The sequence below is a fragment of the Jatrophihabitans sp. sgz311053 genome (genome assembly GCF_056135305.1).
Genome location: NZ_JBWAXP010000002.1, coordinates 839,071 through 864,024, shown reverse-complemented (window position 1 = coordinate 864,024; position 24,954 = coordinate 839,071). Strand labels below are relative to the sequence as shown.

Genomic DNA, 24,954 nt, shown 5'->3' with positions numbered 1-24,954 from the left:
CCGGCCGAGGCAAAGTGACGTCCTCGCCCCGTCCGGCCGGGGTGGTCAGGACGTGCTCGTCGGGACCGGTGGTCCCGCCGGGCGGCTCGCGGCCCGGCGCCGGCGCCGGCCTGTCCCGCCGCCGGAAGACGCACCGTTCGACTGCGCAGCAGGCGGCTCGACAACATCGATCTCAGGTTCAGGGTGCGACGTTTCACCGTGGGCTGGTTCCGAGTGCGACGTCACGGCCGGCGTGCTCGTCGCCTCCGCCTCCTCGACAGCCATGACCGCCTGGACGAGGTCGGTGGCCAGCTCGGCGACCTTCCCCTCCCCCTGCGACGCGTCGCCGTCGGTCGGCTCGTCGGCCTCCTGCTCGCCTGCCGCGGCCCGGTGGATGGCGGCGATGGCGGCTGAGGCGGCGCGACGCTGCTCGTCGTTCGTCTCGGGCAGGGCCTCGACGGGCTCCGCCGCGGCACCGTTGCCGCCGCGGCCGCGACGTCGCTTGCCCCTGGGCCGGTCATCGTCGCCGGCGCCACCGGCCGAACCCTGCTGCGCGGAGCCGTGCTGGCCGGAGCCGCCCGAGGCGTGCTCGTCGACGGGCTCGCCGTGGACGATGACCCCGCGCCCCTTGCAGTGCTCGCAGGGCTCGCTGAAGGCCTCCAGGAGTCCCTCGCCGACGCGCTTGCGCGTCATCTGGACCAGGCCCAGCGACGTCACCTCGGCCACCTGGTGCTTGGTCCGGTCGCGGCCCAGGCACTCGGTGAGGCGCCGCAGCACCAGCTCCCGGTTGGACTCCAGGACCATGTCGATGAAGTCGATGACGACGATGCCGCCGACGTCGCGCAGCCGCAGCTGCCGGACGATCTCCTCCGCGGCCTCGAGGTTGTTGCGGGTCACCGTCTGTTCGAGGTTGCCGCCGGAGCCGACGAACTTGCCGGTGTTGACGTCGACGACCGTCATCGCCTCGGTGCGGTCGATGACGAGCGAGCCGCCGGAGGGCAGCCAGACCTTGCGGTCCAGCGCCTTCATCAGCTGCTCGTCGACGCGCAGGTCGTGGAACAGGTCGGTGTCCTTGGTGTGCCGGCTGACCCGCTCGGCGAGATCGGGGGCGACACCCTCGACGTACTCGCTGACGGTGGTCCACGCCTCGTCACCCTCGACCACGAGCGAGGTGAAGTCCTCGTTGAAGACGTCGCGGACGACGCGGATGGCCAGGTCCGGCTCGCCGTGCAGCAGCACCGGAGCGGACTTCTTCGTCTCGGCCTTGGCCGAGATCGACTCCCACTGCTGCTGCAGCCGCTCGACGTCGCGGGTGAGGTCCTCCTCGCTCGCACCTTCGGCCGCGGTGCGGACGATGACGCCGGCGTCCTCCGGGACGATCTTCTTCAGGATGGCCTTGAGCCGGTGCCGCTCGGTGTCGGGCAGTCGGCGGCTGATGCCGGTCATGCCGCCACCGGGGACGTAGACCAGGAAGCGTCCGGGCAACGAGATCTGGCTGGTGAGGCGGGCGCCCTTGTGACCGATGGGGTCCTTGGTGACCTGCACGAGGACGGAGTCCCCGGACTTCAGCGCCTGCTCGATGGCGCGCGACTTGCCCTCCAGGCCGGCGGCGTCCCAGTTGACCTCGCCGGCGTAGAGGACGCCGTTACGCCCCTTGCCGATGTCGATGAAGGCGGCCTCCATCGAGGGCAGCACGTTCTGCACCCGGCCGAGGTAGACGTTGCCGACGTAGGAGGTGGCGCTGGCACGGGTCACGTAGTGCTCGACGAGGACGTCGTCCTCGAGCACCGCGATCTGGGTGCGGTCACCGTTCTGCCGGACCGCCATCACCCGATCGACGGCCTCCCGGCGGGCCAGGAACTCCGCCTCGGTGAGGATCGGGGCCCGGCGACGCGAGGTGTCCCGGCCGTCCCGGCGGCGCTGCCGCTTGGCCTCCAGGCGGGTCGAGCCCTTGACGCCACGGACGCCGTCGTCGTCGCTGTCGCCGCCGCCCTTGCTCTTCTTCTTGGGCTCGCGGACGTGAGTGACGGTGTTCGGTGGGTCGTCGGTCTCGCCGCCGTCCTCACGCGACTCGCTGTCACCGCCGGAACCGGAGCGCCGGCGCCGCCGACGGCGGCGGCTGCTCGAGCTCTGCTCGCCCTCCGCGGCCTCGCCGGAGTCCTCGCCGGTCTCGGTGTCCTCGGCCGTGTCGGTCGAGCTCTCCGCCTCGTCGGCACCGCTGTCGTGCGACTCGGCGTCGGCGTCCTCGTTGCCGGTCTCGTCACCACCGCCGGAGTTGCCACCGCCCCGACCACGCCGACCACGGCGACGGCGACGGCGCGCACCAGAGGCCTGCTCGGCGGCCACCTCGCGCACCTCGTCGGCGTCGGTCTCGGCGTTCTCGGCGCTCTCGGCAGTCCCGGACGAGATGGCGCCGTCCGGACCGGCTGCGCGGCTGTCCGAGGCGGGGGCCTCGGCCGTGTCGGTGGTCTCTGGCACCGCGGCCTCGTCGGTGGCGGCCGCCGCCCTGCCGCCGCGGCGACGACTGCGCCGGGGGGCGGCCTCGTCCGGCGCCAGGAACAGGACGCCGGGAGCCGCCGTCGCGGGCGCCTCGCCATCGGTGCCCGCCGGAGCCTCGGCGTCTGCCGCAGGGGCGGCCTTCTTGGCGGCCCGCTTCCGGGCGGTCTTCTTCGCCGGCGCCGGCGCTTGCTCCGCGTCGGCGGGGCCGCCGGCAGCGGTCTCGGCGGCACGCTCGGCCGCGGAGTCGAGCGGGGCCTCGACCGCTGCGGCCGGCTGCCGGGCTGCGGGATCGGTGACCGGCGCGGTGGCCTTGCGCGGTGCCCGCTTGCGGGCCGCCTTCTTCGCCGGTGCGGCGGCGGGGACTTCCTCGACGGCCTCGGCGGCCGGGACGCCGGGTGAGCCGGCGGCGGTCTCGGCGGCGGTCTCGGCGACGTCCAGCGTCGGGATGACCGGGACGGTCGCGCGGACGCGGTCGGCGACCTCGGGAGTGACCGAGGACGAGGCGCTGCTGACGGTCTCGCCGAGCTCGGCGAGGGCGGCCAGGGTCTCCTTGCTGGAGATCCCGAGTTCCTTGGCCAGGGCTGACACTCTGATCTTGCCGGGCAAAACGTGCTCCTATCGGCCTCCGGGCGCGTTCACGTCGGACGTGGACCGCGGCCGCACAGAGGCGGTTTGTGGCGAATTCCGCTGCCGGTCGGGCCGGCCGCGGATCCCGCGAAGTCTGCTTCGGGTCGACGTCTGCCGTCGGCCCGGTGGGGTGGTGCCTGTGCTACGTGGTGCTCACGACGTCGGCGTGGCCGAGTTCCGGTCGATGGCCAGTGGGTCACCGACCGCGCCGTCGTCGCCGAGCGGTCCCTGCGCCAAGCGGACCGCGATGGGCGGACCGGCCGGGGCGAGACCGGCGACGTTGCGCAGCGCGGCTACGACATCGTCGGGTCGGACGGTGGGGGTCACCTGCCGTACGACCATGGTCAGTATCGCACGCCCGGTCTCCGGGGTGCCGGCAGCCGCGCCGACGGGCGGCTCCGAGGACGACGGCGGCGATGCCGCAGCCTGCGACACCGAGGCCCGCAGCACCGGGCCACGGGTGTCCACGACGCGGCGTCCGCTCTTGGTCAGCCGTTCCACCCCGGCCTCCTCGCAGGCCAGGAAGGCGTCGAGTGCACGGCGCGCCTCGGCCTCCGTCACGCCGGGGAGCTCGACCTGCCACACCGAGGCGTCCATCCGCTCGGCGAGCGACCCCGGTCCGGCGACGACGACCTCGTCGACGTCCAGGCCGGGCGGCAGGGCGGTGTCGAGTGCCTCCCGCAGCTGGGCAGGATCCACCTCGCGGGCGACCCCGATCTCCAGGTACTCGGCCTCGCTGGCGACCCCAGTCGGCGCGGCGCCGACGTAGCTGATCTTGGGGTGCGGCGAGAAGCCCGCCGAGTAGGCCATCGGGACCTCGGCGCGGCGCAGTGCCCGCTCGAAGGCCCGGGCGAAGTCACGGTGCGAGGTGAAGCGCAGTCGGCCCCGCTTGGCGTACCGCAGCCGTAGCCGCTGCACCACCGGCGGTGGCGGTGGGCCTTCGGGGACGCGGCGTGCCATGACTGCGAGTCTGCCGCACCCGTCTCGGCGGCCTGTGGAGGCCTCGTCCGTGACCTTCGACCTGCGGTCGGGGGGTCTGCCGCGGTATACGGTGCGAGATTCTTGGCTGTTTCTCGGGGAGGACGCTGTGCGCCTGATCGCTGCCGTCACGGTGACGAGCGCCGTCGCCGGACTCGTCGTCTCGGTCGTGCCCGCCACCGCGACCGCGCCGTCGCACAAGCGTCATCGCGCCGCAGCCGTCGCGCGACCCGCAGCTCCCCGCTCGCCGCTGAGCTACGAGGCGACGCCGCACGGCAGCCGGGCCACCGAGATCGTGGCGTGGACGAACCCGCGCGCGGCGACCTACCGGAAGATCGTGGTGCGCTACGCCCGCGGCCCGGTGGCACCGGCGACCCTGCACCGCGGTCACGGTGTGCACCTGGCGTCCCGCCGGGCGCACAGTGTCACGCTGTCGCGGCTCGCCCGCGACACCACCTACGCGGTGTCGATCTTCGCGGTCAACCGCGCGGGGCGCGCGTCGAAGCCCGCCGTCGCGCGGTTCACGACGCCCGCAGTCGTCAAGCCGGGCCCGCGTGGCGTGCTGCGGGGCATCGTCTCGGACGCCGACGGGCACCCGCTCGCCGGTGCAGACCTCGCTGCCACGGCCGACGGCAGCACCGACCCCGGCTACCGGACCACGACCGACGCCAGCGGCTCCTACGTCCTGGGCCTGCCGACCGGGACGTGGCAGCTGCGCGCGTCCGGTGCCCGCGCTACCGGCGGCGTTTCGGACACCACGGGCTACACCTTCAGCGATGCCGCCGTCACGATCCGCAGCGCCAGTACCGACACCCGCTCGTTCCGACTCCCGGCCGGCAGCATGGTCACCGGCCGTGTCGTCGACACCGCGGGCCGGCCGGTCGCCGGCGCCAGGCCGTACGTCTTCGCGCCGCCCACGCCCTATGTCCTGAACTGGGGCCCCATCATCTCCCCCACCGTGGCCGGCGACGGCCCGCACACGGACGCCGACGGCCGCTATGTCTTCAAGGGCATGCACCCCGGCGACGCCATCGTCCCCTGCGCCCTCGGCATCGACGCCCGGGTCGCGGGGCGACCCACCGATCTGTACTCGGCCTGCGCGTCCCGAGCCGCCACGGTGGCGGCCGGACAGGCGGGAGCCCTGGCCGACATCACGATGGCACCCGGCACCGGCACCGTGGCCAGCGGCACGCTCCGCGACGCCGACGGCCGGCCGCTGCGCGGGACGGTGAACGCCACCGACGGCCGCGCCTTCCACGAGGTCTCCGCCACCACCGACTCGCGGGGGAGGTACCGGCTGGTCGGGGTCACGCCTGGCCGCTACCAGGTCTGCGCCACTCCTGCCACCAGCGCCGGGTCCCGCACGGGCTGGGTCCCTGCGTGCGCGCCGTCGAAGCTGACGATCGGCGGTTCGGCGACGTCACTCGGCGTCCTCAAGCTGGCACGTGGCGCCGCCGCCACCGGCACCGTCACCGGTCCGGGAGGTCGACGCGTGGTGGGCGCCTCGGTGCGCGTCTACACCGACGACAGCAACCCCCGTCACCCGCAGGGCTCCGGGACTGCCACCACCGATGCACGCGGCCAGTTCCGGATCACCGGCCTGCCGGCTGCGAGCACCTATAGCGCGTGCGCCCTCGGCACTGCCGTCACCACGCCGGCCTCCGGAGTCGGCGATGCCTGCTGGCGAGCCGGTCGCGATTTCGCACTGCGAGGCAAACGCATCAGGTCCGGCATCGACATCGCCATGCCGAGTGCCGGTGCCGTTACCGGCCATGTCGTCACCCGTGACGGCCGGCCGTCGGCCGGCGGCTACGTCGCCGCCTACTCCGACGACGGCAGTGGCCGTTGGGCTTGGAACACGACGGATTCCCACGGCGAGTTCCGCCTCCCGAGCCTGGAGTCGGGACGATGGCATGTCTGCATCGCCACCGGCGACCCGCTCTTCACCACAGACGGGGATGACGTGGATGTCACCGGCTGCGTCGACCCGGTCACCGTCCGCCGCGGTCAGGTCACACGCGCGCCGACACTGGTGCGGCCGTCCCCGACCGCGATCGCGGTCGAGGTCCGCGACACCGCCGGCGAGCCGGTCTCCGGAGTGGACGCCGTTGCGCTGGCACCCTGCAACGAACCCGGCTGCAACATCTCGCCGCTGCTGCCCGGCACCTCGTTCACCACGGTGACCGCCGCCATGACCGACGCTGCCGGTCATGCGTCGCTGACCGTCGTCCGACCGGGCGCGTACACCGTCTGCCTCTTCTCGGTCTTCGGCACCACCGTCTCCGGTGGCTCGCCGACCGGCTACGCCGACGCGTGCCACGGGGTCTTCGACGTCACCGTCGCCGCCGAGCAGACCACCGCCATTGCCATGACGCTCCAGCCCGGCGGAACGATCTCGGGCCGGGTGACGGACGTGCACGGCAACGGCGTCACGGACAGCCGCATCGTGGTGCCCGGTGCCGCCGCGACTGACACGCCGCGGTACCCGGGATTCCCCGGATACCCGCGGGACCCCTATTACGTCCGCTTCGAGCCCGCGCTGCCCAACGCGTCCTCGGGCAGCGGCACGGACGCCGACGGTCGCTTCACCATCATCGGCGTGCGGCCGGGCACGTGGTCGGTCTGTGCCGAGGACGCGCGGGTCTACCGCCCCTGGAACGGCCCCGCTCGGTTCGACGAGACCTGCGCGGCCAGCCCGGGCGTCACCGTGACGTCCGGTGCCGACACCCACGTCGACATCACCGGGGTCCAGCTGCGCTGACCAGGACCGGACGCTTCCCGGCGCCGAGTCGACCTCGTCGGACGACGTCGACCTCGACACCGGGAAGCGATGGTTCAGCTCAGCTTGCCGCCGATGACGAACGAGGAGTCGGCGGGGAAGTTCGACAGGCTGTCGCCGCCGTTCCCGCCGAAGTTGCCGGCGAGGTAGACGGTGAAGCTGTAGTGCCGCAGGTACCGGTCGGGGTAGTTCCAGGAGCGCAGCGACGTGCCCTGACCGGAGTTACCCGGCTGCAGGCAGAACGTCGCGTCGGCGGCGAACTGCGACGATCCGTCGTTGGGCTGCAGGTGCGCCTGGTAGGCGTAGTGCCGCAGGAAGCTGCCCGGCTTGTCGGCCGACTCGAAGGAGTAGCAGCTCGAATTCGCCAGACCGGCACGCACCACCCAGTTGGAGGCGGCCTTCGTCGCCGACGTCGTGGCCGTGGCGATGGACACCGAGTCGTCGCTCTGGCTGTGCTGGATGTAGTCGGAGGTGCAGCACGCGGTCGTGGCGCGCAGCGACACCGTGGATCCCGCGGTGAGCGTGGTCGCCGCCGGGGCGGCGTACTTCGCGGCGACGAGGTTGGCCTGGACCGCGTTCTCCGTGGCGTCCGACGGGTAGCCCCGCGTCATCGCGCCCTCGTAGAAGGTGCCGGAGGCGCCGTTGCTGTTGTCGCCGCCGATGCCGAGGATGATGGCGCCCTGCTTGGCCATCGGGTTGTAACCGCCGACGGTCGGGCGCGCACCGTTCCAGTAGGTGGCGAGCGAGCCGCTCTGTGCGTTGCCGCCGCGTATCGCCCACTGGTTCGCGCCGCCCTTGACGAGAGCGGTCTGGAACCGGCGACCGGTGATCGACGGGTTGTTGGGGTTGTACTTCGGGTCGGCGCCGGAGAAGAGGCCGTTCTCCAGGTCGGCCATCACCCACGGGCCGTCGCCGGGACCGCGACCCCAGACGGTGTTGTTGCCGAAGTAGATGGCCTCCATCGTGCCGTTGCCGTCGTCGCGGCTGTCGGTCTCGGCGTTGCCGTAGTCGAAGCAGCAGGCGCCGTTGTAGTGGGTGGCGTCCAACACGCCGTACATGCCCTCGGGGTCGTCACCGGTGGCGATGCCGTTCGTGGTGTTGTCTCGGTAGCCGGTGCCGGGGCCCACGAAGACGCCGTAGACCTTGGCTCCGTTGAGGGTCACGGGCGCGGCCGCAGCGGGCGCGAGGTTGTCGGCGCCACCGGCGGCGGGGCCGTTGAAGCCGCCGGCCGGGGCCTGCGTCAGCGTGTTGCCGCGCCCCGACTGGTCGTAGATCTTGGTGATGACGCAGCTGGTGTTGGCGCAGAAGCTGTCCTGCGTCGCGCTGTTGGCGACCCCGCCGGCCGCGACCGGGGCGATGTCGCGCGTCGCCTGATCCGAGGCCCGTCGGACCTGGTAGAGCGGACCGTTGTAGCTGGCGTAGAGCGCCCGCGTGGTGGCGTGCGCCGCCACGCAGGGCGTGCCGCCCGAGGCGTAGATGTCACACGGACCCTGGGTCGCCGCGCCAGCGGGTACGGCACCGGTCACGCCGGCGACGGCGGCAGCCGCCGCCATTCCGAGGGCGGTCGAGACGAGCACGGCGAACCTGCGCCGGACCTTGCTTGCCGAACGTTGTTCCACGCGTCCACTCCGATCTGCGGTGGGCGCTGTGTCGGGCGACACAGCGCCCAATAGTGTTATCGCTCACATAAGAGTGAGTCAAGAAACAATTCCGACATCTACCCGCATCACGGGCTTCATTTACGCCGGGCTCGGGCCTCGGCGACGCCCCACCTATCGGTGTGTGAACGCTCTACAGCATCCGCGGGAAGCGGCAGCCTCCCGCGGACTCGGGCACGACCTCCGGCGGCGCGAAGGCGCTGTCCAGCGTCCTGAGGGCTGCGGCCAGCTTCTCACCCGCTTCGTCGGCGACGGGCTGGAGCTCGGTGTTTCCGGTGAAGCGGACCATGACCGCCGGGTCGATGGCTTCGACCGCTGTACACGGCGTGTCGGGAGTGCCGGTGTCACGGAGGACGACATTGCAGGGAAGCAGTAGCCCGATCGACTCCTCCGAGCCGAGGGCGCGGTGGGCCAGCGATGGGTTGCAGGCGCCGAGGATGAGTTGGCCGGGCACCTCCAGGTCGAGCTTCTGCTTCATGGTGGCGGCGACGTCGATCTCCGTCAGGACGCCGAAGCCTTGTGCGGCCAGGGCAGCTTCGACGAGCGGACGGGCTGCTGCGAGGTCGGTCGCGAGTGTGGTGCGCATTCCGTAGTCGTTCATGGTTCCTCTTCGTGGTCGAATCGCGGTCAATGGCTGAAGCGGACTGTGGGGAGAGCCCGGTCGAGCCAGTGCGGTGTATGCCAGGCGGCGCGGCCGGCGACGCGGAGGATGACAGGCAGGAGCACCAGCCGAACGAGAAGCGCGTCGAGGAAGACGGCGACGGCGAGGACGACCCCCATCTCCTTCGGGGCCAGCGGCCCGGAGAGAGCGAAGGTCAGGAACACGGCGACCATGACTCCGGCTGCGGCGACGACGACCCTGCCCGAGGTTCGCAGCGCCTCACGCATGGCCTCGTGAGGATCGCCGGTCGCGTCGTAGTGCTCGCGGACGGCGGAGAGCAGGAACAGGGTGTAGTCCATGGCGACGCCGGTGAGCATGGCGCCGAAGAACAACGGTCCCCATGCGTCGACGAACCCCTGCGGCTCGAAGTGCAACAGCCCGGAAAGGTGACCGTCCTGGAAGATCAGCTTGGCGACGCCGAAGGCGCCCGCGATCGAGGCCAGGTTGGTGACGCTGCCGACGAAGGCCACCAGCGGGCTTCCCAGCGCGATGAGGAGCAACAGGAATCCGAGTCCGACGAGCAGGCCGAAGACGAGCGGGGTTCGCGCCGACAGCACGGATTCCAGGTCGTGGTTCTCCGCGGCAGCACCGCCGATGAGCGTCCCGGCCGGCACCTCCGTGCGAAGCCGATCGATAGTGTCTCCGGTGGCCGGCGCGGAGGCGTCGGTGGTGGGGATGGCCAAAAACATGGTGCGCTCGCCGCTTCTGCCCGCGGGCATGACGGCCGCGACGCCGGGGTCACTGCGCAGCGCCTGCCGGGTGACGTCGGCGTCGCGGGTGTCGGTGACGACTTGCAGGGTGCCGGGAACACCGGGGCCGAAGGCTGTGACGATCTCCTGGTATCCGGCGCGGGCCTGCTGATCGGCCGGGACGATCGCGATGGAGGGCATCCCGGTTCGCAGTGACAGCGCCGGTGCCGCCACGAGAGCGAGGACGACCAGCGCCAGGGCGCCAGCGAGCCACGGGCGGCGGTGAAGCGCTGCGCCCCAGCGGTGCAGTAGCCGCTCCATGCCGCGGCGCTCAACGGCAGCAGCCGAACTCCCGGCGCGCGCGGGACGCAGGCGCGCGAGCACGGTGGGGACGCGGCCCTTGTCGACCTTCGTGCCGAGCCGTCCCAGCACGGCGGGCAGCAGGGTGAGGGTGGCAGCGAGCACGGCGACGACGGCGAGCATGATGCCCAGCGCCATGGACCGGAATGCCGGGGACGGGACGAGGAGGACGGTCGACAGCGATACCAGCACGGTGATACCGGAGAATGCGATCGCTTTGCCTGCCGTGGCCATGGTCTCGGCGACCGCGTCGACGACGGCTTGTCGGTCACCACCTGCCCCGCGGCGGGCCAGCGCAGCGCGGAATCGGACGACGAGGAACAGGGCGTAGTCGATGCCGAGGGCGAGGGCGAACATCATCGCGAAGTTCAGCGCCCAGATGCTGACCGGAGCGATGTGAGTGGCGAGGACGAGCCCACCCGCCGCGGTGAGCAGCCCCACCAGGGTCAGCATCAGCGGCAGTCCGGCGGCGAGGAGGCTGCCGAAAGCGAGGACGAGCACGAGCATCGTGACCGGCCAGGAGAGCACCTCGGAGCGAATCATCGCCTCGTGATTGACGGCGTTGAAGTCCGACCACAGCGCGCTGTCGCCGGTGAGATTCACTGACACCGTCTTGGTCGCCAGCGCGGCCAACGGGTCCTTGAGATCGTCGGCAGCGCGGACCATGCCGTTGGCGTCCGCCGCCGCACCGCCCTGGACGACAGCGGTCCGGCCGTCCTTCGACAGCGTGGCGCCGGGCATCGGGGCGACTACCGACGACACCCTCGGATCCGCCGTCAGCACTTGCGTGACTCGCTGCACGATGCGTCGAGCTGCCGGGTCCTCGGCGATGGGCCGGGCACCGGAGTGGACGACCACCTGTAACGCGGTGGCGCCCTGACCGCCGAACTCGCGCTGGATCACCTCGCGGGCGGCGACGGACTGACTACCGGAGTCGACCCAGCCCGCACCGGAGAGCGCTGACTGCACCTGCGGCGCGAACGCGCCGAAGACCGCCACCACCAGCAACCACATCAGCAGCACCGCACGCAGGTGCGTCGCAGTCCAGCGTCCGAGGCGGCCGAGCAGGCTCGGGGTTTGGTCCGTGGCAGACGGAAGGTCCGCGGTCGGCCGGGTTCGGGTCGAGGTCATCGTGTCGCTCCACTATGCGGTACGGGGCAGGGTATGTCATGAACCGACGTCATCGACGGCGGTCGGACTGTTGCGCAGGTCAGGCGAGAGAGAGGAAGAGCTTTTCCATGCGCTCGGGGCTCATCGGTTCCGACTCGCCATTGGCCACGGCGGTCATGCACTGGCGCATGCCGGTCGAGAGCAGGGTGAAACCGGCGCGGTCCAGGGCGCGGCTGACCGCCGCGAGCTGGGTGACGACCTCCTCGCAGTCGCGGCCGTCCTCCAGCATCTTGATGATGCCGCCGACCTGACCCTCGATTCGGCGCAGTCGCTTGACGACGGCGTCCGTCGCCTCGGCTTCGATCTTCACAACTCGCACCGTACATACCCCATGGGGTATCCAGCAAGCGCGACCCCCGGCCGGCGAAACCCGAGCGCCAGCGAGGCCCCCCTGCGACCTGTTGCCGGGTCGAGTCGCGCCATTGACGGCGCCGCACGGCTGCGCCGGCCCGCTGGGCGTACAACGAGCTGCCCAAAGCCACGGACTGCTACGACTTCGCGGCCAGCGGCAGCAGCGAGCGCCCGGTCGGCCCCACCTGGATGTCGGTGCCGAGGTTGGGGCAGACCCCGCAGTCGAAGCAGGGCGTCCAGCGGCAGTCGTCCTGCTCGAACTCCTCCAGCGCGTCCTGCCAGTCGTCCCAGAGCCACTGCTTGTCCAGGCCGGAGTCGAGGTGATCCCAGGGCAGCACCTCGTCGCCATCGCGCTCGCGCGTGGTGTACCAGCCGATGTCGATGCCGACGGCCACGCACGAGTCGAGCCAGCGCTGGTAGCTGAAGTGTTCGGACCAGCCGTCGAAGCGACCACCCGCCCGCCAGACGTGCTCGATCACGGCAGCGACGCGACGGTCGCCGCGCGACAGCAGTCCCTCGACCATGGACGGCTCGCCGTCGTGGTAGCGCATGCCGACGGCGCGGCCCAGCGACTTGTTCGAGTTGATGGCGGCGCGCAGCTTGGCCAGTCGCGAGTCGACGACCTCGGGCGAGGCCTGCGCCGCCCACTGGAACGGCGTGTGCGGCTTGGGAACGAAGCCGCCGATCGAGACGGTCGCACGGATGTCCTTGTGCCCGGCGGCCTCGCGGCCAGCGCGGATGACGTCGTGCGCCATCTCCGCGATCTCGAGCACGTCCTCGTCGGTCTCGGTCGGCAGGCCGCACATGAAGTACAGCTTCACCTGCCGCCAGCCCTGCCCGTAGGCGGCCGAGACGGTGCGGATCAGGTCGTCCTTGGAGACCATCTTGTTGATCACACGACGCAGCCGCTCGGAACCGCCCTCGGGGGCGAAGGTGAGCCCGGAGCGCCGGCCGTTGCGGGAGAACTCGTTGGCCAGGTCGATGTTGAAGGCGTCGACCCGGGTGGAGGGCAGCGACAGGCCGACCTTCTGGTCCTCGTACCGGTCGGCGAGCTGCTTGGCCAGCGGCGCGATCTCGGAGTGGTCGGCCGAGGAGAGCGACAGCAGCCCGACCTCTTCGAAGCCGGTGGCCGCGAGCCCCTGCCGCACCATCTCGCCGATGCCGTCGATGCTGCGCTCCCGCACCGGACGGGTGATCATGCCGGCCTGGCAGAACCGGCAGCCGCGGGTGCAGCCGCGGAAGATCTCCACCGACATCCGCTCGTGCACCGACTCGGCCAGCGGGACCAGCGGTGTCTTGGGGTACGGCCACTCGTCGAGGTTCATGACTGTGTGCTTGCTGACCCGCTCGGGAACGCCCTCGCGATTCGGTGTCACGGCGGCGATGCGGCCGTCCGGCAGGTAGCTGACGTCGTAGAAGCGGGGGACGTAGATGCCACCGGTGGCGGCCAGCCGCAGCAGCACCTCGTCCCGGCCGCCGGGGCGCCCCTCGTCCTTCCAGGTCTTCACGACCTCGGTGATGATCCCGACGGCCTGCTCGCCGTCGCCCAGCACCGCCACGTCGACGAACTCGGCGACGGGCTCGGGGTTGAAGGCGGCGTGGCCGCCCGCGACCACGATCGGGTCGTCGACGCCACGGTCGCAGGTGTGCAGCGGAATGCCGGCGAGGTCGAGCGCGGTGAGCAGGTTGGTGTAACCGAGCTCGGTCGAGAACGAGACGCCGAGCAGGTCGAAGGCGCCGACCGGACGGTGGGCGTCGACCGTGAACTGCGGCAGGCCGTGCTCGCGCAGCAGCGCTTCGAGATCCGGCCAGACGGCGTAGGTTCGCTCCGCGAGCGCGTCGTCACGCTCGTTGAGGACCTCGTAGAGGATCTGCACGCCCTGGTTGGGCAGGCCGACCTCGTAGGCGTCGGGGTACATCAACGCCCACCGGACGGTGACCGAGTCCCAGTCCTTGCTGCGGGCATTCTGCTCGCCACCGACGTACTGGATCGGCTTGCTCACCAGCGGGAGCAGCGGTTCCAGGCGGGGAAAGAGCGACTCGACGGACACGTCGACCGAGTGTACGTGTCCTCAGGCGCTCGGCTTGCCCTTCTTGTAGAGCCACTGGAAGAAGAACGGCGTCAGGTCCTGCCGCGCCACCCGCTCGGCGTAGGCAGTGAACTGCCCGACGGTGGCGTTGCCGTAGGGGTGCTGCCGCAGCCAGCCGCGCAGGATGGTGAAGAACGTCCGGTCGCCGACCTTCTGCCGCAGCGCCGCCAGGGTGCCGGCCCCGCGGTCGTAGACCGAACCGGCGAAGATCCCGGCGCCGGAGCCGGGGTTGCCGGGCGGCGGGTTCCACTCGTCGGTGTCGCTGGCCGGCTTGGCGAGCAGCGCGGCGAGGTGGGTCGCGGTCGAGTCGCCGCCGTGGGTCTCGTCGTAGTACCAGGACGAGAACTCGGCGAAGCCCTCGTTGAGCCAGATAGCGCGCCACGCGGCGACGGTGACGTCGTCGCCGAACCACTGGTGGGCGAGCTCGTGGACGAGGGTGTCGAGATCCGGGGCCCGGTCGAAGACCGGCCGGGTGGCCGTCTCGAGCGCGTAGCCGGCCTGCGGGGCGTTGTCCACGATGGCGCCGCTCTCACCGAAGGGGTAGCGGCCGTAGACGGAGGTCAGCCAGTCCAGCGCGCTCGGCAGCTTGGCCAGCACCGGCGCGGACTTCGCCGCCTGGGTCGGGTCGACGGCGATCAGGTACGGCACTCCCCGCGGCGTGCGCCCCCGAGTCAGCTGGAACTTCCCGATCGAGGCGGTGACGAGGTAGCTGGAGACCGGCTTGTCCAGGCGCCAGGACCAGGTCGTCTTCCCGGCGTGGCTGCGATGACCGAGCAGGCGACCGTTCGACACCCCGACCAAACCCTTCGGCACGGTGACGGCGACACGGTAGGTCGCCTTGTCCCGCGGGGTGTCGTTGACCGGATACCAGGTCGGGGCCCCCTGCGGCTCCCCGGCGACGAAGGCGCCGTCGTCGGTGGGGATGAAGCCGTCCAGCGAGCCGTCGGGGTCCGTGACGGGCTTGGCGGTGCCGGCGTAGCGGACGGTCACGGTGAAACGGTGCCCCTTGCGGAGGTTCGTCGCGGGACGGATCACCAGCTCCTGCACCTGCGCGGCGGGCTGCGAGAAGTGGGCCTTGCGGCCGTTCACGTGAACCGACGAGACGACCAGGTTGCGCCGCAGGTCCAGGTGGAAGCTGCGCAGCGTCGCGGTGGCCCGTGCCGTGACGTGCGCCGTGCCCGTCAGCCGCTTCGACGCGGGGGTGTAGCCGATGGCGAGCCGGTAGGACGAGACGTCGTAGCTGCCGTTGCCCTGACGGGGGAAGTAGCTGTCGCCGCCTCCCCCGGAGCCGGCGACGGGACCGCCGGCGTAGCCCCGGGCCTCAGCCGCCGGAGCGAGGGCGACAGCGGTGGCAGCAACGGAGATGACGACGAGAGCAGCTTTCGTCCGCATCGCCCGATCATGCCCTACGTAGGAGCTATCTGTGACCCTGGCGGGGTTTGCCGGAGCGGTAGAGCCACTCCCGGAAGAAGCCGGTGAGGTTGCGTCCGGAGACCTTCGCCGCATAGGCGGTGAACTGCGGCACGCTGGCATTGCCGTAGCGGTGCGCGGCGGCCCAGCCACGCAGGATGCGGAAGAAGACCCTGTCGCCGACCTTCTGGCGCAGTGCCTGCAGGGTGGCCGCGCCGCGGTTGTAGACCGAGCCGGCGAAGACGTTCGCCGCCGATCGCGGATTGCCCGGTGGCGGATTCCAGACCCGAGTGTTCGAGGCGGGCACGGCCATGAGCTGCCGGTAGTAGGTCCGCGCCGACTTCACCCCGCGGTGCTCGTCCCAGAGCCACATGGCGAACTGAGCGAAACCCTCGTTGAGCCAGATGTCGCGCCAGCGCTTGAGGGTGACGCTGTCGCCGAACCACTGGTGCGCGAGCTCGTGGGCCAGCGTCTGCACCGACGGGGTGCGGTCGTAGACCGGACGCGACGCCGTCTCGAGCGCGTAGCCGAGGAACGAGGCGTTCTCCACGATGCCGCCGGTCGCCGAGAACGGGTAGCGGCCGAACTTCGAGGCGAAGTACTCGATGATCTTCGGCGTCCCGGCGAGTCGCTTCAGAGCGCCGCGCTGGGTCGGGTCGGCGGCGTTGAAGTACGGGATGCCCGAGGCGGTCTTGCCGGTACGCACGGCGAACTTCCCGATCGCGAGCGTCACCAGGTAGCTCGAGACGGGCTGGGTCTGTGCCCACCGGTACGTGGTCCGGGCACCGGCGGTGGTGCGACCGCCATAGACGCCGTTGGAGACCGCGACGAGGGACTTCGGCACCGAGATCGTGACGCTGTAGGTCGCCTTGTCCCGGGGAGTGTCGTTGACCGGGTACCAGGTCGGCGCGCCCTGCGGTTCGGCGACCACGACGGCGCCGTCCTTGGTCGTGACCATGCCGTCCAGCGAGCCGTTGGGGTCCCGCAGCGCGGCGACCTTGCCGGCGTAGCGGACGACGACGGTGAAGGCCTTGCCGCGCGGCAGCGCCGTCCGGGGTCGGACGAGCAGCTCCTGCACCAGCGACTTCGGCCGCGACAGCGACGCCGGGACACCGTCCACGGTCAGTGAGCTGACGCGCAGGTTGCGGCGCAGGTCCAGCGAGAACCGGGACAGCGCCTGCGTCGCGCGGGCCCGGATCGTCGCGGTCCCCGAGAGGCGCTTGGGGTTGGTGGCGTAGCTCAGCGCCAGCGCATAGGACGAGACGTCGTAGCCGCCGTTGCCCTGCCGCGGGTAGTAGCGGTCTCCCGCGCCGGTGGCGCCCGCGCTCGGGGCGGGGGCGGCCGCCGAGACGGCCGGAGCGAGGGAGAGGGTCAGCACGGCAGCCAGGGACAGCGCGAGACGGGGGCGTCGCATGCGCAGATCGTGACAGCTGGGCCGATGATCTTCCAGGGGCCGGACGACCTCGGGCCACCGCGCGCTGCCTAGGATTCGCAGCGTGATCAGCCCGTGACGAGGACGCGGACGCCGGCCGACCGGATCGGTGCCGCGCCACCGCAGCTGCTGCTGCTCGTCGCGATCTGCTCGGTGCAGTTCGGCTCCGCCTTTGCCGACACGATCTTCGACTCTGCCGGCCCCGGCGGTGTGGCGTTTCTGCGGGTGTTCTTCACCGCGGCCGTCCTGCTGGTAACGGTGCGCCCGCGGCTGGCGGGCCGCAGCCGACGGGAGCTCTGCCTGGTCGCGGCGTACGGCCTCGCCCTGGCGGGGATGAACTGGAGCTTCTACGAGGGGCTGGACCACCTGCCGCTCGGCGTGGCGGTGACCATCGAGTTCACCGGACCACTGGCGGTGGCGGTGGCGGGTTCGAGGCGTCCGGTGGACGGGCTGTGGGTCCTGCTCGCCGGGGGTGGCGTCGCGCTGCTCGCCACCCGCGGCGGTGACGACGGGATCGAGGCCATCGGGATCGTCTTCGTGCTCGTCGCGGCGGCTTGCTGGGCCGGCTACATCCTGCTCGCCAAGCGGGTGGGCCAGTCCTTCGGCGCCCTGGAGGCGCTGGCCATCGGCATGGCGGTGGGGACGCTGCTCGTGGCTCCCGCCGGCATCGTCCAGGGCGGGGCCGACCTGCTGCAGCCGGGCGTCCTGGCGGCGTGTCTCGGAGTGGCGGTGCTCTCCTCGCTGGTGCCCTACTCGCTGGAGCTGGTGGCGCTGCGGCGGCTGTCCACCGCGGTCTTCGGGCTGCTGATGAGCCTGGAGCCCGCGGTCGCCGCCCTGGCCGGCGTCGTCGTGCTCGGCGAGCATCCGAGCCTGGCGCTCGGCCTCGCGCTGCTCATGGTCGTCACGGCAAGTGTCGGCTCGACGCTGACGTCCCGTCGCCGGCCGGTGCCGGTCGGCGACGGGACCTGAGCGCTCAGCGCGCGGTGCCCACGAAGTAGGCGGTGGCGACGCTCTGGCGCAGCCCCTGCTGCTTCGCAGTGGCGAAGGTGGTGACGAACCACTGCGCGTGCCGCCGGTTGACACCGTCGGAGGACTGCGGGCCGGCGACGAACCGACCGTCGCTGCCGTAGTAGAAGAGCACCCAGTTGCGGTGGTGGGTCAGCACCGGACCGGTACCGCCGTCCCGGACGGTGTAGTAGCCGCCGACAGCGGTGCGCAGCGCCTGCGGTGCCGGGTGCCGGGGCGCGTGGACCGGCGGGAACCGGCCGATGAGCGTGATGCTGTCCAGGCGGTGCTTGATCGGGTCGGCGAGGCAGAGCACCCGGCCGCGGTCGGCGGCGTGCCAGCACGCCACCGTGTAGTCGGCGCTGACACCGCAGAAGGCGATGCCGTCGTCCACGGCGCCGGCCGAGGCGCCGTCGCAGGAGACCGACCGCGACTGCGTCGTCACCCGCCAGCCCGGCGCCGGATGTCCGCTCGCGGTGACGGGACGGACGACGACCCGTCGCGTGTCGGTCGCGGCGCCGGCCGACGAGGCGCCGACGAGGGCGATGGCGCCGGCCACCGCGGCGGCCATCGCCAGGACGGCCATCATCAGGCCGAGGGGCCGGCGGCGGTCGGGTTTGGGTGTGGTGCTCATGAGCTGTCCTCCCGGACGGGCCCCGAGTGGGCCCTCTGCAGCTGTGACGGTCTGCGCCACCGCGGCGTTGCAGCACCGCATCACGAAACGGCCACGGATCGGCGAACGGCCGACCACCCCCGCTGTCGAGGCGAGGTCAGTCCACGGTCGCACGGCGATGGACGGCCTGCAGCAACCCCAGCGCGAGCGCCTGCGCGAACATCGAGGATCCGCCGTAGGAGACGAACGGCAGCGGTACGCCGGTGATGGGGGTGAGTCCCAGGTTCATCCCGATGTTCTGGAAGGCCTGGCAGGCGATCCAGCAGACCACGCCGGCGGCGACCAGGCGGCCCACCGGGTCGGCCTCGCGGGCGATGCGCAGGCCGCGCCAGCAGAGCAGCGCGAAGAGCACGATGATCAGGCCCGCGCCGACGAGGCCGAACTCCTCGCCGGCCACCGAGTAGACGAAGTCGGTCTGCTGCTCGGGGACGAAGCCGCCGGTGGTCTGCGGCCCCCGGAAGAGGCCGGTGCCCCAGAGCCCGCCGTGGGCAATGGCGATCCAGGCCTGGTGGTAGTTGTAGCCCGCGCCCTGCACATCGGACATCGGATGCATGAAGTTGGCGAAGCGGTCGAGCTGGTACTGCGCCAGCACCCCCGCGTGGATCGCGATGACCGCGGTGAGGATGCCCGCCACCAGCAGCCCCACCGTCCACCGGGCCTTGACGTTGGCAGTCACCAGCACGCCGAGACCGGCACAGGCCAGCACCATGGTGGAGCCGAGGTCGGGCTGCAGCATGATCAACGCGCCCGGCACCGCCAGCAGCCCGACGGCGCGCAGGACCTCGCGGTTGGTCGGGTTCAGCTCCCCGTCGTCGGTCGCGCTGTCGTCGCGGGAGGTGAAGAGCACGGCCATGCCGACGACCAGACCGAGCTTGCAGAACTCCGCCGGCTGCACCTCCATGCCGCCGGGGAGCACGATCCAGGCGTGGGCGCCGTTGATGGTGGATCCCGCCACGAAGACCAGGAGCAGCCCCAACACGCTCGCCACGTACAGCACCGGGCCGAGCAGTCGGAGCAGCCGGGCGTCCAGGCGCGAGGCGAGGATCATGAGCCCGCAGGCGATGACGATGTTGATCAGGTGCCGGTAGAGGAAGGCCTGCGGGTCGGCGTGCGCCGAGACCTGCTGCTGCCGGGTCGCGGCCCAGACCAGCAGCGCTCCGATGAGGGCGAGCACCAGCGCGAGGGCGGCCAACGGGATGTCGTAGCCACGGATCCGGCGCCGCGCTGGCAGCACGGTCCGCGCCATCGGGAAGGGCGCGCGCGGGTCGCGGGCCCGGGGCACCGGCGGACGTGGCGGCTCGACGGCGGCCGGTGGGGTGACGTCGGGGCGGCGCAGCAGGTCGGTCATCGTCCGCTCACCCTCACCTGCGGCGAGATCCGCGGCAGCGCCGTCTGCGGCCGCTCCCCCGCGACGACGGGCGCCTTGCCGTCGGCGCCGAAGACGCCGTCCCAGATGCGCTTGAGCATCGGTCCGGCGGCGGTCGCACCGGTACCGGCCTGCTCGACCATGCCGACCATGACGAAGCGGGCCCGGACGTGGCCGCCCTGCTGGTAGGTCGGCCCCCAGGTGGCGAGCCACGAGGTGTCCTGCTTGCCCTCGACCTCGGCCGTGCCGGTCTTGCCGCCGATGCGCGAGGCGTACTTTGCGCCGATGTAGGCAAAAGCCCCGGAGACCGCGTAACCGCGGCCGAAGTTCAGCGACTTGGCGATGTAGTCGAAGTACTTCTGGGGCAGGTCGATGGTGTTGCGGACCTTCGCGTCGATGGTCCGCACCACCTTGCCCTTGCCGTCCACGACGGCCTTGCCGATCGTCGGCGCGAAGATGCGCCCGCCGTTGACCAGGGCGCTGTAGGCGACCGCGAGCTGCAGCGGCGACATCGTCGTCTCGCCCTGACCGATGGAGAGGTCGGCATTGTCGCCGGCGCGGTAGCGCCAGCCGTCGGTGCAGTTCTCCTTGGCCAGCAGGGTGAGGTACGCCCGCTGCGAAGCGTCCTTCACCTCCGGGTAGCCACGGCGCCCGGCCGCGCAGTACTCGGCGCGGTTGGCCTTCCAGCGCGCCAGCCGGGATTCCCGATCGGCGTAGCTGCCGCTGGCCTGCTCGCCGGCGGGGAGATCCACGCCCGGCGCGGTGCCGACGCCGAACTCGCGGGCCATGGCCTGCAGCCACTCGTTCGGCTTCTTGCCCTTGGCGATACGACGCTGGTCGGCGTAGTACTCGTCGGCGGCCGGACGGTAGTAGAAGGTGTCGCACGAGTAGCCCAATGCGTTGCGCAGATCGATCGGTCCGAGCGACTCGCTGTCGTAGTTCGTCTTGACCCGGCCGTCGACGCTCAGCGAACCGGGGCAGGGGTAGTCGTCGCGGGTGTTGATCTGCCGGTGCTCCAGCAGCGAGGACGAGGTGATCAGCTTGAAGGTCGAACCGGGCGCGTACTCCCCCTGCGTGGCGCGGTTGAGCAGCGGGACGTTCGCGGCGGTGGAGGTCAGCGTGCGGTAGTCGGCGTTCGAGATCCCGCCGGTGAACAGGCTCGGGTCGTAGGTGGGATAGCTGGCCGAGGCCACGACACGGCCGGTCTGCGGATCCATGATCACCACCGAGCCCGACGGCGCCGGCTTGCCCGCCTTGCGCGAGTCGCGGATCTGCTGCGCCAGTGACTTCTCCGCCAGCGCCTGCAACCGGGCGTCGATGCTGGTGACGAGGGTGTCGCCCTGGACCGGCGCGACGTAGCGGCCGTCGCCGACGGCGTACCCCTGCGGGTTGAGGTCCACGTACTGCTTGCCGTCGACACCGCGCAGCACGCTGTCGTACTGCTCGGCCAGACCGGCCGTGCCGATGGTGTCGACGTCGTAGAGATCGGGGTTGCGCTTCTTGTCCGCCTCGGTGATCTGCCCGGTGTAGCCGAGCAGGTGGGCGGCGAGGGTGCCCCGCGGATACACCGGCTGGCTGACCGTGCGCACCGCGACACCGGGGAACTGCTCGCGCCGCTCGCTGATGGCGAGCACCACGTCGGTCGAGGCGTTCTTCGAGACCGTCACCGGCGCGTAGGGCTCGCCGGTCGAGCAGGGAGCGGGGACCTTCGGCGAGCAGGGCGTGATGCTCTTACCGAGCTGGTCGGCCGAGGTCTGCAGCAGCCCGGCGAGTCGCCGGAGCACGGCACGGCCTTTGTCGGGCTGCTGCAGCAGCGTCTCCCGACTCACCGTCACCTGCCGCACCGCGGTGTTCCCGACGAGGACGCGGCCCAGGGCGTCGACGATCAGTCCCCGCGGCGCCGGAAGCACGATCGGTGCCTCGCGGGTGGCGAAGGCCGTCTGCTCCGGCTTGTTCGGGTCGAGCAGCTGCACATAGTAGAGCCGGGCGAAGAGGGTCAGCATCAGCGAGGCGACGAGACCGACGACGAGTGCGAGCCGTCGCCGGCTGGGCGGTGCCCCGCGGCGGACGGGGCCCGGACCCGGCTGCAGCAGCGGCTCACCGACCACGGTGCGGCTCCAGGACGAGCTCGGTGTAGACCGGATGCGGGGCACGCAGGTACTCGGTGTGCAGCATGCGACGGGCCAGCGGCACCACGGCCAGCGCGAGCAGGCTGCCGACGAGCGCCACCGGGACCAGTTCGGTGACGGCATCCGAGGCCGTGCCGCCCCGGTGGGTGAGGGCCAGCAGCAGCGTGGCGGCCGAGGCGGCGACGGCCGCGCCGACGCCGGCGGTGAGGGCAGTGCGCGGCAGCCTCGCGTGCTCGCCGAGCATTCCGCTGACGAGGCCGAGCCCGAGCCAGCAGAGCGCGAGCACGCCCGCCGGATGCCGGGACGCCAGGTCGGCGGCCAGACCCATCGCGAAGCCGAAGGACATGCCGGCGGCGGGGCCGTCCACCAGCGCCACCGCGGCGACGACCAGCGCCGGCAGGCTCACCGGCCAGGCACCGAAGGCAGGCCCCACCACCGTGGCCTGCAGCAGCAGCGACGTGATGATCACGGCCACGGCGGCAGCGACCCGGGCGCGCGTCATCGCGAGCTGTCCGTGGCAGCCGGCGCCCGGGGCGTCGTCGGCGGGGTGGTCGCGGTGGACCGGCCGGACGGCGAGGTGCCGGTGGGGTTCGACGACGGCTCGGCCCCCGCCAGGGGCTCGCGTCCGGCGGTGCTCGTCGGGACGTCGGTGATGACGCCGACGACGTCGACGGCGGTCGGCGAGGTGGCGGCGCGCACCGTCGCGGTGACCGTGCCGTCCGCCGACCGACGGACGGTGGCGATCGTCCCCACCGGCAGTCCGGCGACGAAGCTGCTCGACCCCACCGGACCGGTGATCAGCCGGTCCCCGACCTTGATCGCCGCGCCGGGGTCGAGCGGGCTGAAGCTGAAGCCGTCGCTCCCGGCGCCGGTGGCGATGCCGAGCTCGCCGGAGCGGGTGTCGCGGACGCCCACACCCGAGCCGGGATCGGCGGCGAGCAGGATCACGCTGCTGTCGGCGTCGACCGTGAGGACGCGACCGACGAGACCGGCGCCGTCGGTGACGCTCTGCCCGGTCCGCACCCCGTCGCCCCGACCGGCATCGAGCGTGACCGTCCAGTCGAAGCCCTGCCCCGGACCGTAGGCGATCACCCGGGCCGGCAGCACCCGGCGGCCGTCCTGTGCGGCGAGCTTGAGCCGGGCCAGCTGCCGGGCGGTTCGCGCGTCCGCCGCCTGCGCGGCGAGCCGGCCACGCAGCGTGGCGTTCTCGGCGCGCAGGTCCTGGATCGTGGCCTCGTTCGTCCCGGCCGAGGGCACCCCCTGCACCCAGCGACGCGCGGGCCCGAGCACGGCGTCGGTGCCGCGGTAGAGCGACCCGAAGAAGCCGCGCACGCCGCTGTGCGCGTTCGAGAGGCTGCCGCCCCCGAGATCCAGGGTGAGGAAGCCGAGGGCGACGACGGCGAGCACGATCGCGGCCGTGCGCTGCCGGCGCGTCAGCGAGCGCATGGCGGCCTAGCGTCGGTGGCCGTCGACGACGACCTTCTGCAGCTGGTCGAAGTGCTCGACGACGGTGGCGGTGCCCAGGACCACGGAGTCCAGCGGCCGCTCGGCGACCAGCACCGGGACACCCAGTTCGTGCTGCAACCTGGCATCCAGGCCGCGCAGCAGCGCGCCGCCGCCGGTGAGGACGATGCCGCGGCTGACGAGGTCGCCGGCGAGCTCGGGTGGGCAACGGTCCAGGGTGGCGCGGACGGCGGCGACGATGCGGGCCAGCGGCGCGTCCATGGCCTTGCGCAGCGCGTCGCCGGAGATGGTGACGTTGCGCGGCAGTCCGGAGCCGACGTCCCGGCCGCGGATCTCGGCGCTCTTCGGACCCGAGGTCGGGAAGGCCGAGCCGACGGAGATCTTCAGCTCCTCGGCCGTCCGCTCACCGATGAGCAGCGAGAACTCCGACCGGACGTGGTCGACGATGGCGAGGTCCAGGGCGTCGCCGGCGACCCGCACGCTGGTGGCCGCCACGATGCCGCCGAGGGCGAGGATCGCGACCTCGGTGGTGCCGCCGCCGATGTCGACGACCATCGACCCCGCCGGCTGGTTGACGGGCAGGCCGGCGCCGATCGCGGCGGCCATCGGTTCGCTGATGATGTGCACCTTGCGGGCGCCGGCGGCGTAGGCGGCCTCGCTGACGGCGCGCTGCTCCACCCCGGTGATGCCCGACGGCACGCAGACGACGATGCGCGGTCCGGTGAAGGCGCCGCGGCGACGCAGCACCTTGCGCACGAAGTAGCGCAGCATCTCCGACGTCACGTCGTAGTCGGCGATAACGCCGTCCTGCAGCGGCCGCACCGCGCGGATGTGATCCGGCGTCCGGCCGATCATGCGCTTGGCCTCGGCGCCCACCGCGACTACGGAGTTGCTGGAGGTGTCGACCGCGACGACGGACGGCTCGTTGAGCATGATGCCGCGGCCACGCGCGTAGACGAGGGTGTTGGCGGTGCCGAGATCGATCGCCAGATCGCCGCCGAGCAGGTCCCCACCGCGCTGGGTCACGCGCGAGACGACAGCGCGTTTCGCCAACGGAGTGAAGGTCACCACCGGATCGTAGGGTCGCCGACACGCCACAACCCGCTGCGACGCGCGGGACGGATGTTACTTGTGTGGCGACGCTTAAGGACCGCCTCAGCCGTCCGCCGGCGACCTCAGCCGGGTGGGGTCAGCCCGCGGGGAACCAGAGCGCGATCTCGCGTGCCGCCGATTCCGGGGAGTCGGAGCCGTGCACGATGTTCTGCTGCACCTTCAGTCCCCAGTCCCGGCCGAGGTCGCCGCGGATGGTGCCGGGAGCGGCGCCGGTCGGGTCCGTGGTGCCGGCCAGCGACCGGAAACCCTCGATGACACGCTGTCCCTCGGCGACGAGCGCCACCACGGGACCGGAGAGCATGAACTCGACCAGCGGCTCGTAGAAGGGCTTGCCCTGGTGCTCCTCGTAGTGCCGGGCCAGCAGCTCGGGCGTGGCCTGCACGAGCTGCAGCGCGACGACGCGGTAGCCCTTGGTCTCGATCCGCCGGATCACCTCGCCGGTCAGGCCGCGGGCCACGCCGTCGGGCTTGACGAGGACGAGGGTGCGTTCGGTCGCGCTCTGAGTCACGTGCACGGACCCT

18 protein-coding genes are annotated in these 24,954 nt (G+C 71.9%); 2 read left to right on the top strand and 16 right to left on the bottom strand.

Features of this window, described 5'->3' with window-relative positions:
• Positions 1 to 45: 45 nt before the first annotated feature.
• The gene (locus AC0NZQ_RS13005) at positions 46 to 3,084 is read right to left on the bottom strand and encodes a translation initiation factor IF-2 N-terminal domain-containing protein (protein WP_474530268.1); all 3,039 of its coding nucleotides are present in this window, start codon (positions 3,082 to 3,084) and stop codon (positions 46 to 48) included.
• A 174-nt stretch (positions 3,085 to 3,258) separates the two neighbouring features.
• Entirely contained in the window at positions 3,259 to 4,065 is an 807-nt protein-coding gene (locus AC0NZQ_RS13000; protein ID WP_474530267.1) for a TIGR03936 family radical SAM-associated protein, read from the bottom strand.
• A 127-nt stretch (positions 4,066 to 4,192) separates the two neighbouring features.
• On the opposite strand from AC0NZQ_RS13000, the gene AC0NZQ_RS12995 reads away from it, so the two are divergent.
• Entirely contained in the window at positions 4,193 to 6,844 is a 2,652-nt protein-coding gene (locus AC0NZQ_RS12995; protein WP_474530266.1) for an MSCRAMM family protein, read from the top strand.
• Between the two features lie 74 nt (positions 6,845 to 6,918).
• Here AC0NZQ_RS12995 and AC0NZQ_RS12990 read toward each other — a convergent pair whose 3' ends face one another.
• The 7 genes from AC0NZQ_RS12990 to AC0NZQ_RS12960 form a co-directional block, all read right to left on the bottom strand.
• Positions 6,919 to 8,415 carry an alpha-L-arabinofuranosidase B gene (locus tag AC0NZQ_RS12990; RefSeq protein WP_474531390.1) on the bottom strand — a complete coding sequence of 499 codons (1,497 nt, stop codon included), beginning with the start codon at positions 8,413 to 8,415 and terminating at the stop codon, positions 6,919 to 6,921.
• A 238-nt stretch (positions 8,416 to 8,653) separates the two neighbouring features.
• Positions 8,654 to 9,121: a DUF302 domain-containing protein gene (locus AC0NZQ_RS12985; RefSeq protein ID WP_474530265.1), complete on the bottom strand. Its 468-nt coding sequence runs from the start codon at positions 9,119 to 9,121 to the stop codon at positions 8,654 to 8,656.
• 26 nt (positions 9,122 to 9,147) lie between these two features.
• Positions 9,148 to 11,361 carry an MMPL family transporter gene (locus AC0NZQ_RS12980; protein ID WP_474530264.1) on the bottom strand — a complete coding sequence of 738 codons (2,214 nt, stop codon included), beginning with the start codon at positions 11,359 to 11,361 and terminating at the stop codon, positions 9,148 to 9,150.
• A gap of 79 nt (positions 11,362 to 11,440) precedes the next feature.
• Entirely contained in the window at positions 11,441 to 11,710 is a 270-nt protein-coding gene (locus AC0NZQ_RS12975) for a metal-sensitive transcriptional regulator (protein ID WP_474530263.1), read from the bottom strand.
• A gap of 178 nt (positions 11,711 to 11,888) precedes the next feature.
• Positions 11,889 to 13,802, bottom strand: a complete 1,914-nt coding sequence (locus AC0NZQ_RS12970) for a TIGR03960 family B12-binding radical SAM protein (protein ID WP_474530262.1) — start codon at positions 13,800 to 13,802, stop codon at positions 11,889 to 11,891.
• Between the two features lie 21 nt (positions 13,803 to 13,823).
• Positions 13,824 to 15,233 (bottom strand): M1 family metallopeptidase, encoded by a 1,410-nt coding sequence (locus AC0NZQ_RS12965; protein WP_474530261.1) that lies wholly within the window; start codon positions 15,231 to 15,233, stop codon positions 13,824 to 13,826.
• A 25-nt stretch (positions 15,234 to 15,258) separates the two neighbouring features.
• On the bottom strand, positions 15,259 to 16,665 hold the full coding sequence (locus AC0NZQ_RS12960) for a M1 family metallopeptidase (protein WP_474530260.1): 1,407 nt from the start codon (positions 16,663 to 16,665) through the stop codon (positions 15,259 to 15,261).
• Between the two features lie 93 nt (positions 16,666 to 16,758).
• Between AC0NZQ_RS12960 and AC0NZQ_RS12955 the strand changes: the two genes are divergently transcribed.
• Positions 16,759 to 17,652: an EamA family transporter gene (locus AC0NZQ_RS12955; protein WP_474530259.1), complete on the top strand. Its 894-nt coding sequence runs from the start codon at positions 16,759 to 16,761 to the stop codon at positions 17,650 to 17,652.
• A gap of 4 nt (positions 17,653 to 17,656) precedes the next feature.
• Here AC0NZQ_RS12955 and AC0NZQ_RS12950 read toward each other — a convergent pair whose 3' ends face one another.
• From AC0NZQ_RS12950 to ndk, 7 genes are all read right to left on the bottom strand, one after another.
• Positions 17,657 to 18,322 (bottom strand): hypothetical protein, encoded by a 666-nt coding sequence (locus tag AC0NZQ_RS12950; RefSeq protein ID WP_474530258.1) that lies wholly within the window; start codon positions 18,320 to 18,322, stop codon positions 17,657 to 17,659.
• A gap of 136 nt (positions 18,323 to 18,458) precedes the next feature.
• Positions 18,459 to 19,709: an FtsW/RodA/SpoVE family cell cycle protein gene (locus AC0NZQ_RS12945; RefSeq protein ID WP_474530257.1), complete on the bottom strand. Its 1,251-nt coding sequence runs from the start codon at positions 19,707 to 19,709 to the stop codon at positions 18,459 to 18,461.
• A complete protein-coding gene (locus tag AC0NZQ_RS12940; protein WP_474530256.1) occupies positions 19,706 to 21,880 on the bottom strand; it encodes a penicillin-binding transpeptidase domain-containing protein in 2,175 nt (724 codons plus the stop codon). Before AC0NZQ_RS12940 ends, AC0NZQ_RS12945 begins: the two co-directional genes overlap by 4 nt.
• Entirely contained in the window at positions 21,825 to 22,358 is a 534-nt protein-coding gene (locus AC0NZQ_RS12935; protein ID WP_474530255.1) for a hypothetical protein, read from the bottom strand. Before AC0NZQ_RS12935 ends, AC0NZQ_RS12940 begins: the two co-directional genes overlap by 56 nt.
• A complete protein-coding gene (gene mreC / locus AC0NZQ_RS12930) occupies positions 22,355 to 23,302 on the bottom strand; it encodes a rod shape-determining protein MreC (protein WP_474530254.1) in 948 nt (315 codons plus the stop codon). Before mreC ends, AC0NZQ_RS12935 begins: the two co-directional genes overlap by 4 nt.
• Positions 23,303 to 23,308: 6 nt before the next feature.
• Positions 23,309 to 24,325, bottom strand: coding sequence for a rod shape-determining protein MreB (mreB, locus tag AC0NZQ_RS12925; RefSeq protein ID WP_474531389.1), 1,017 nt, complete (start codon positions 24,323 to 24,325; stop codon positions 23,309 to 23,311).
• Between the two features lie 184 nt (positions 24,326 to 24,509).
• The gene (gene ndk, locus AC0NZQ_RS12920; RefSeq protein WP_474530253.1) at positions 24,510 to 24,941 is read right to left on the bottom strand and encodes a nucleoside-diphosphate kinase; all 432 of its coding nucleotides are present in this window, start codon (positions 24,939 to 24,941) and stop codon (positions 24,510 to 24,512) included.
• Between the last annotated feature and the right edge of the window lie 13 nt (positions 24,942 to 24,954).

What these genes read in the sequence shown, in the direction of transcription:
- AC0NZQ_RS12950 (WP_474530258.1), bottom strand. Translation starts at nt 18,322, where the DNA reads ATGAGCACCACACCCAAACCCGACCGCCGCCGGCCCCTCGGCCTGATG.
- AC0NZQ_RS12945 (WP_474530257.1), bottom strand. Translation starts at nt 19,709, where the DNA reads ATGACCGACCTGCTGCGCCGCCCCGACGTCACCCCACCGGCCGCCGTC.
- AC0NZQ_RS12985 (WP_474530265.1), bottom strand. Translation starts at nt 9,121, where the DNA reads ATGAACGACTACGGAATGCGCACCACACTCGCGACCGACCTCGCAGCA.
- AC0NZQ_RS12960 (WP_474530260.1), bottom strand. Translation starts at nt 16,665, where the DNA reads ATGCGACGCCCCCGTCTCGCGCTGTCCCTGGCTGCCGTGCTGACCCTC.
- AC0NZQ_RS13000 (WP_474530267.1), bottom strand. Translation starts at nt 4,065, where the DNA reads ATGGCACGCCGCGTCCCCGAAGGCCCACCGCCACCGCCGGTGGTGCAG.
- AC0NZQ_RS12990 (WP_474531390.1), bottom strand. Translation starts at nt 8,415, where the DNA reads ATGGCGGCGGCTGCCGCCGTCGCCGGCGTGACCGGTGCCGTACCCGCT.
- mreC (WP_474530254.1), bottom strand. Translation starts at nt 23,302, where the DNA reads ATGCGCTCGCTGACGCGCCGGCAGCGCACGGCCGCGATCGTGCTCGCC.
- AC0NZQ_RS12965 (WP_474530261.1), bottom strand. Translation starts at nt 15,233, where the DNA reads ATGCGGACGAAAGCTGCTCTCGTCGTCATCTCCGTTGCTGCCACCGCT.
- AC0NZQ_RS12980 (WP_474530264.1), bottom strand. Translation starts at nt 11,361, where the DNA reads ATGACCTCGACCCGAACCCGGCCGACCGCGGACCTTCCGTCTGCCACG.
- AC0NZQ_RS12935 (WP_474530255.1), bottom strand. Translation starts at nt 22,358, where the DNA reads ATGACGCGCGCCCGGGTCGCTGCCGCCGTGGCCGTGATCATCACGTCG.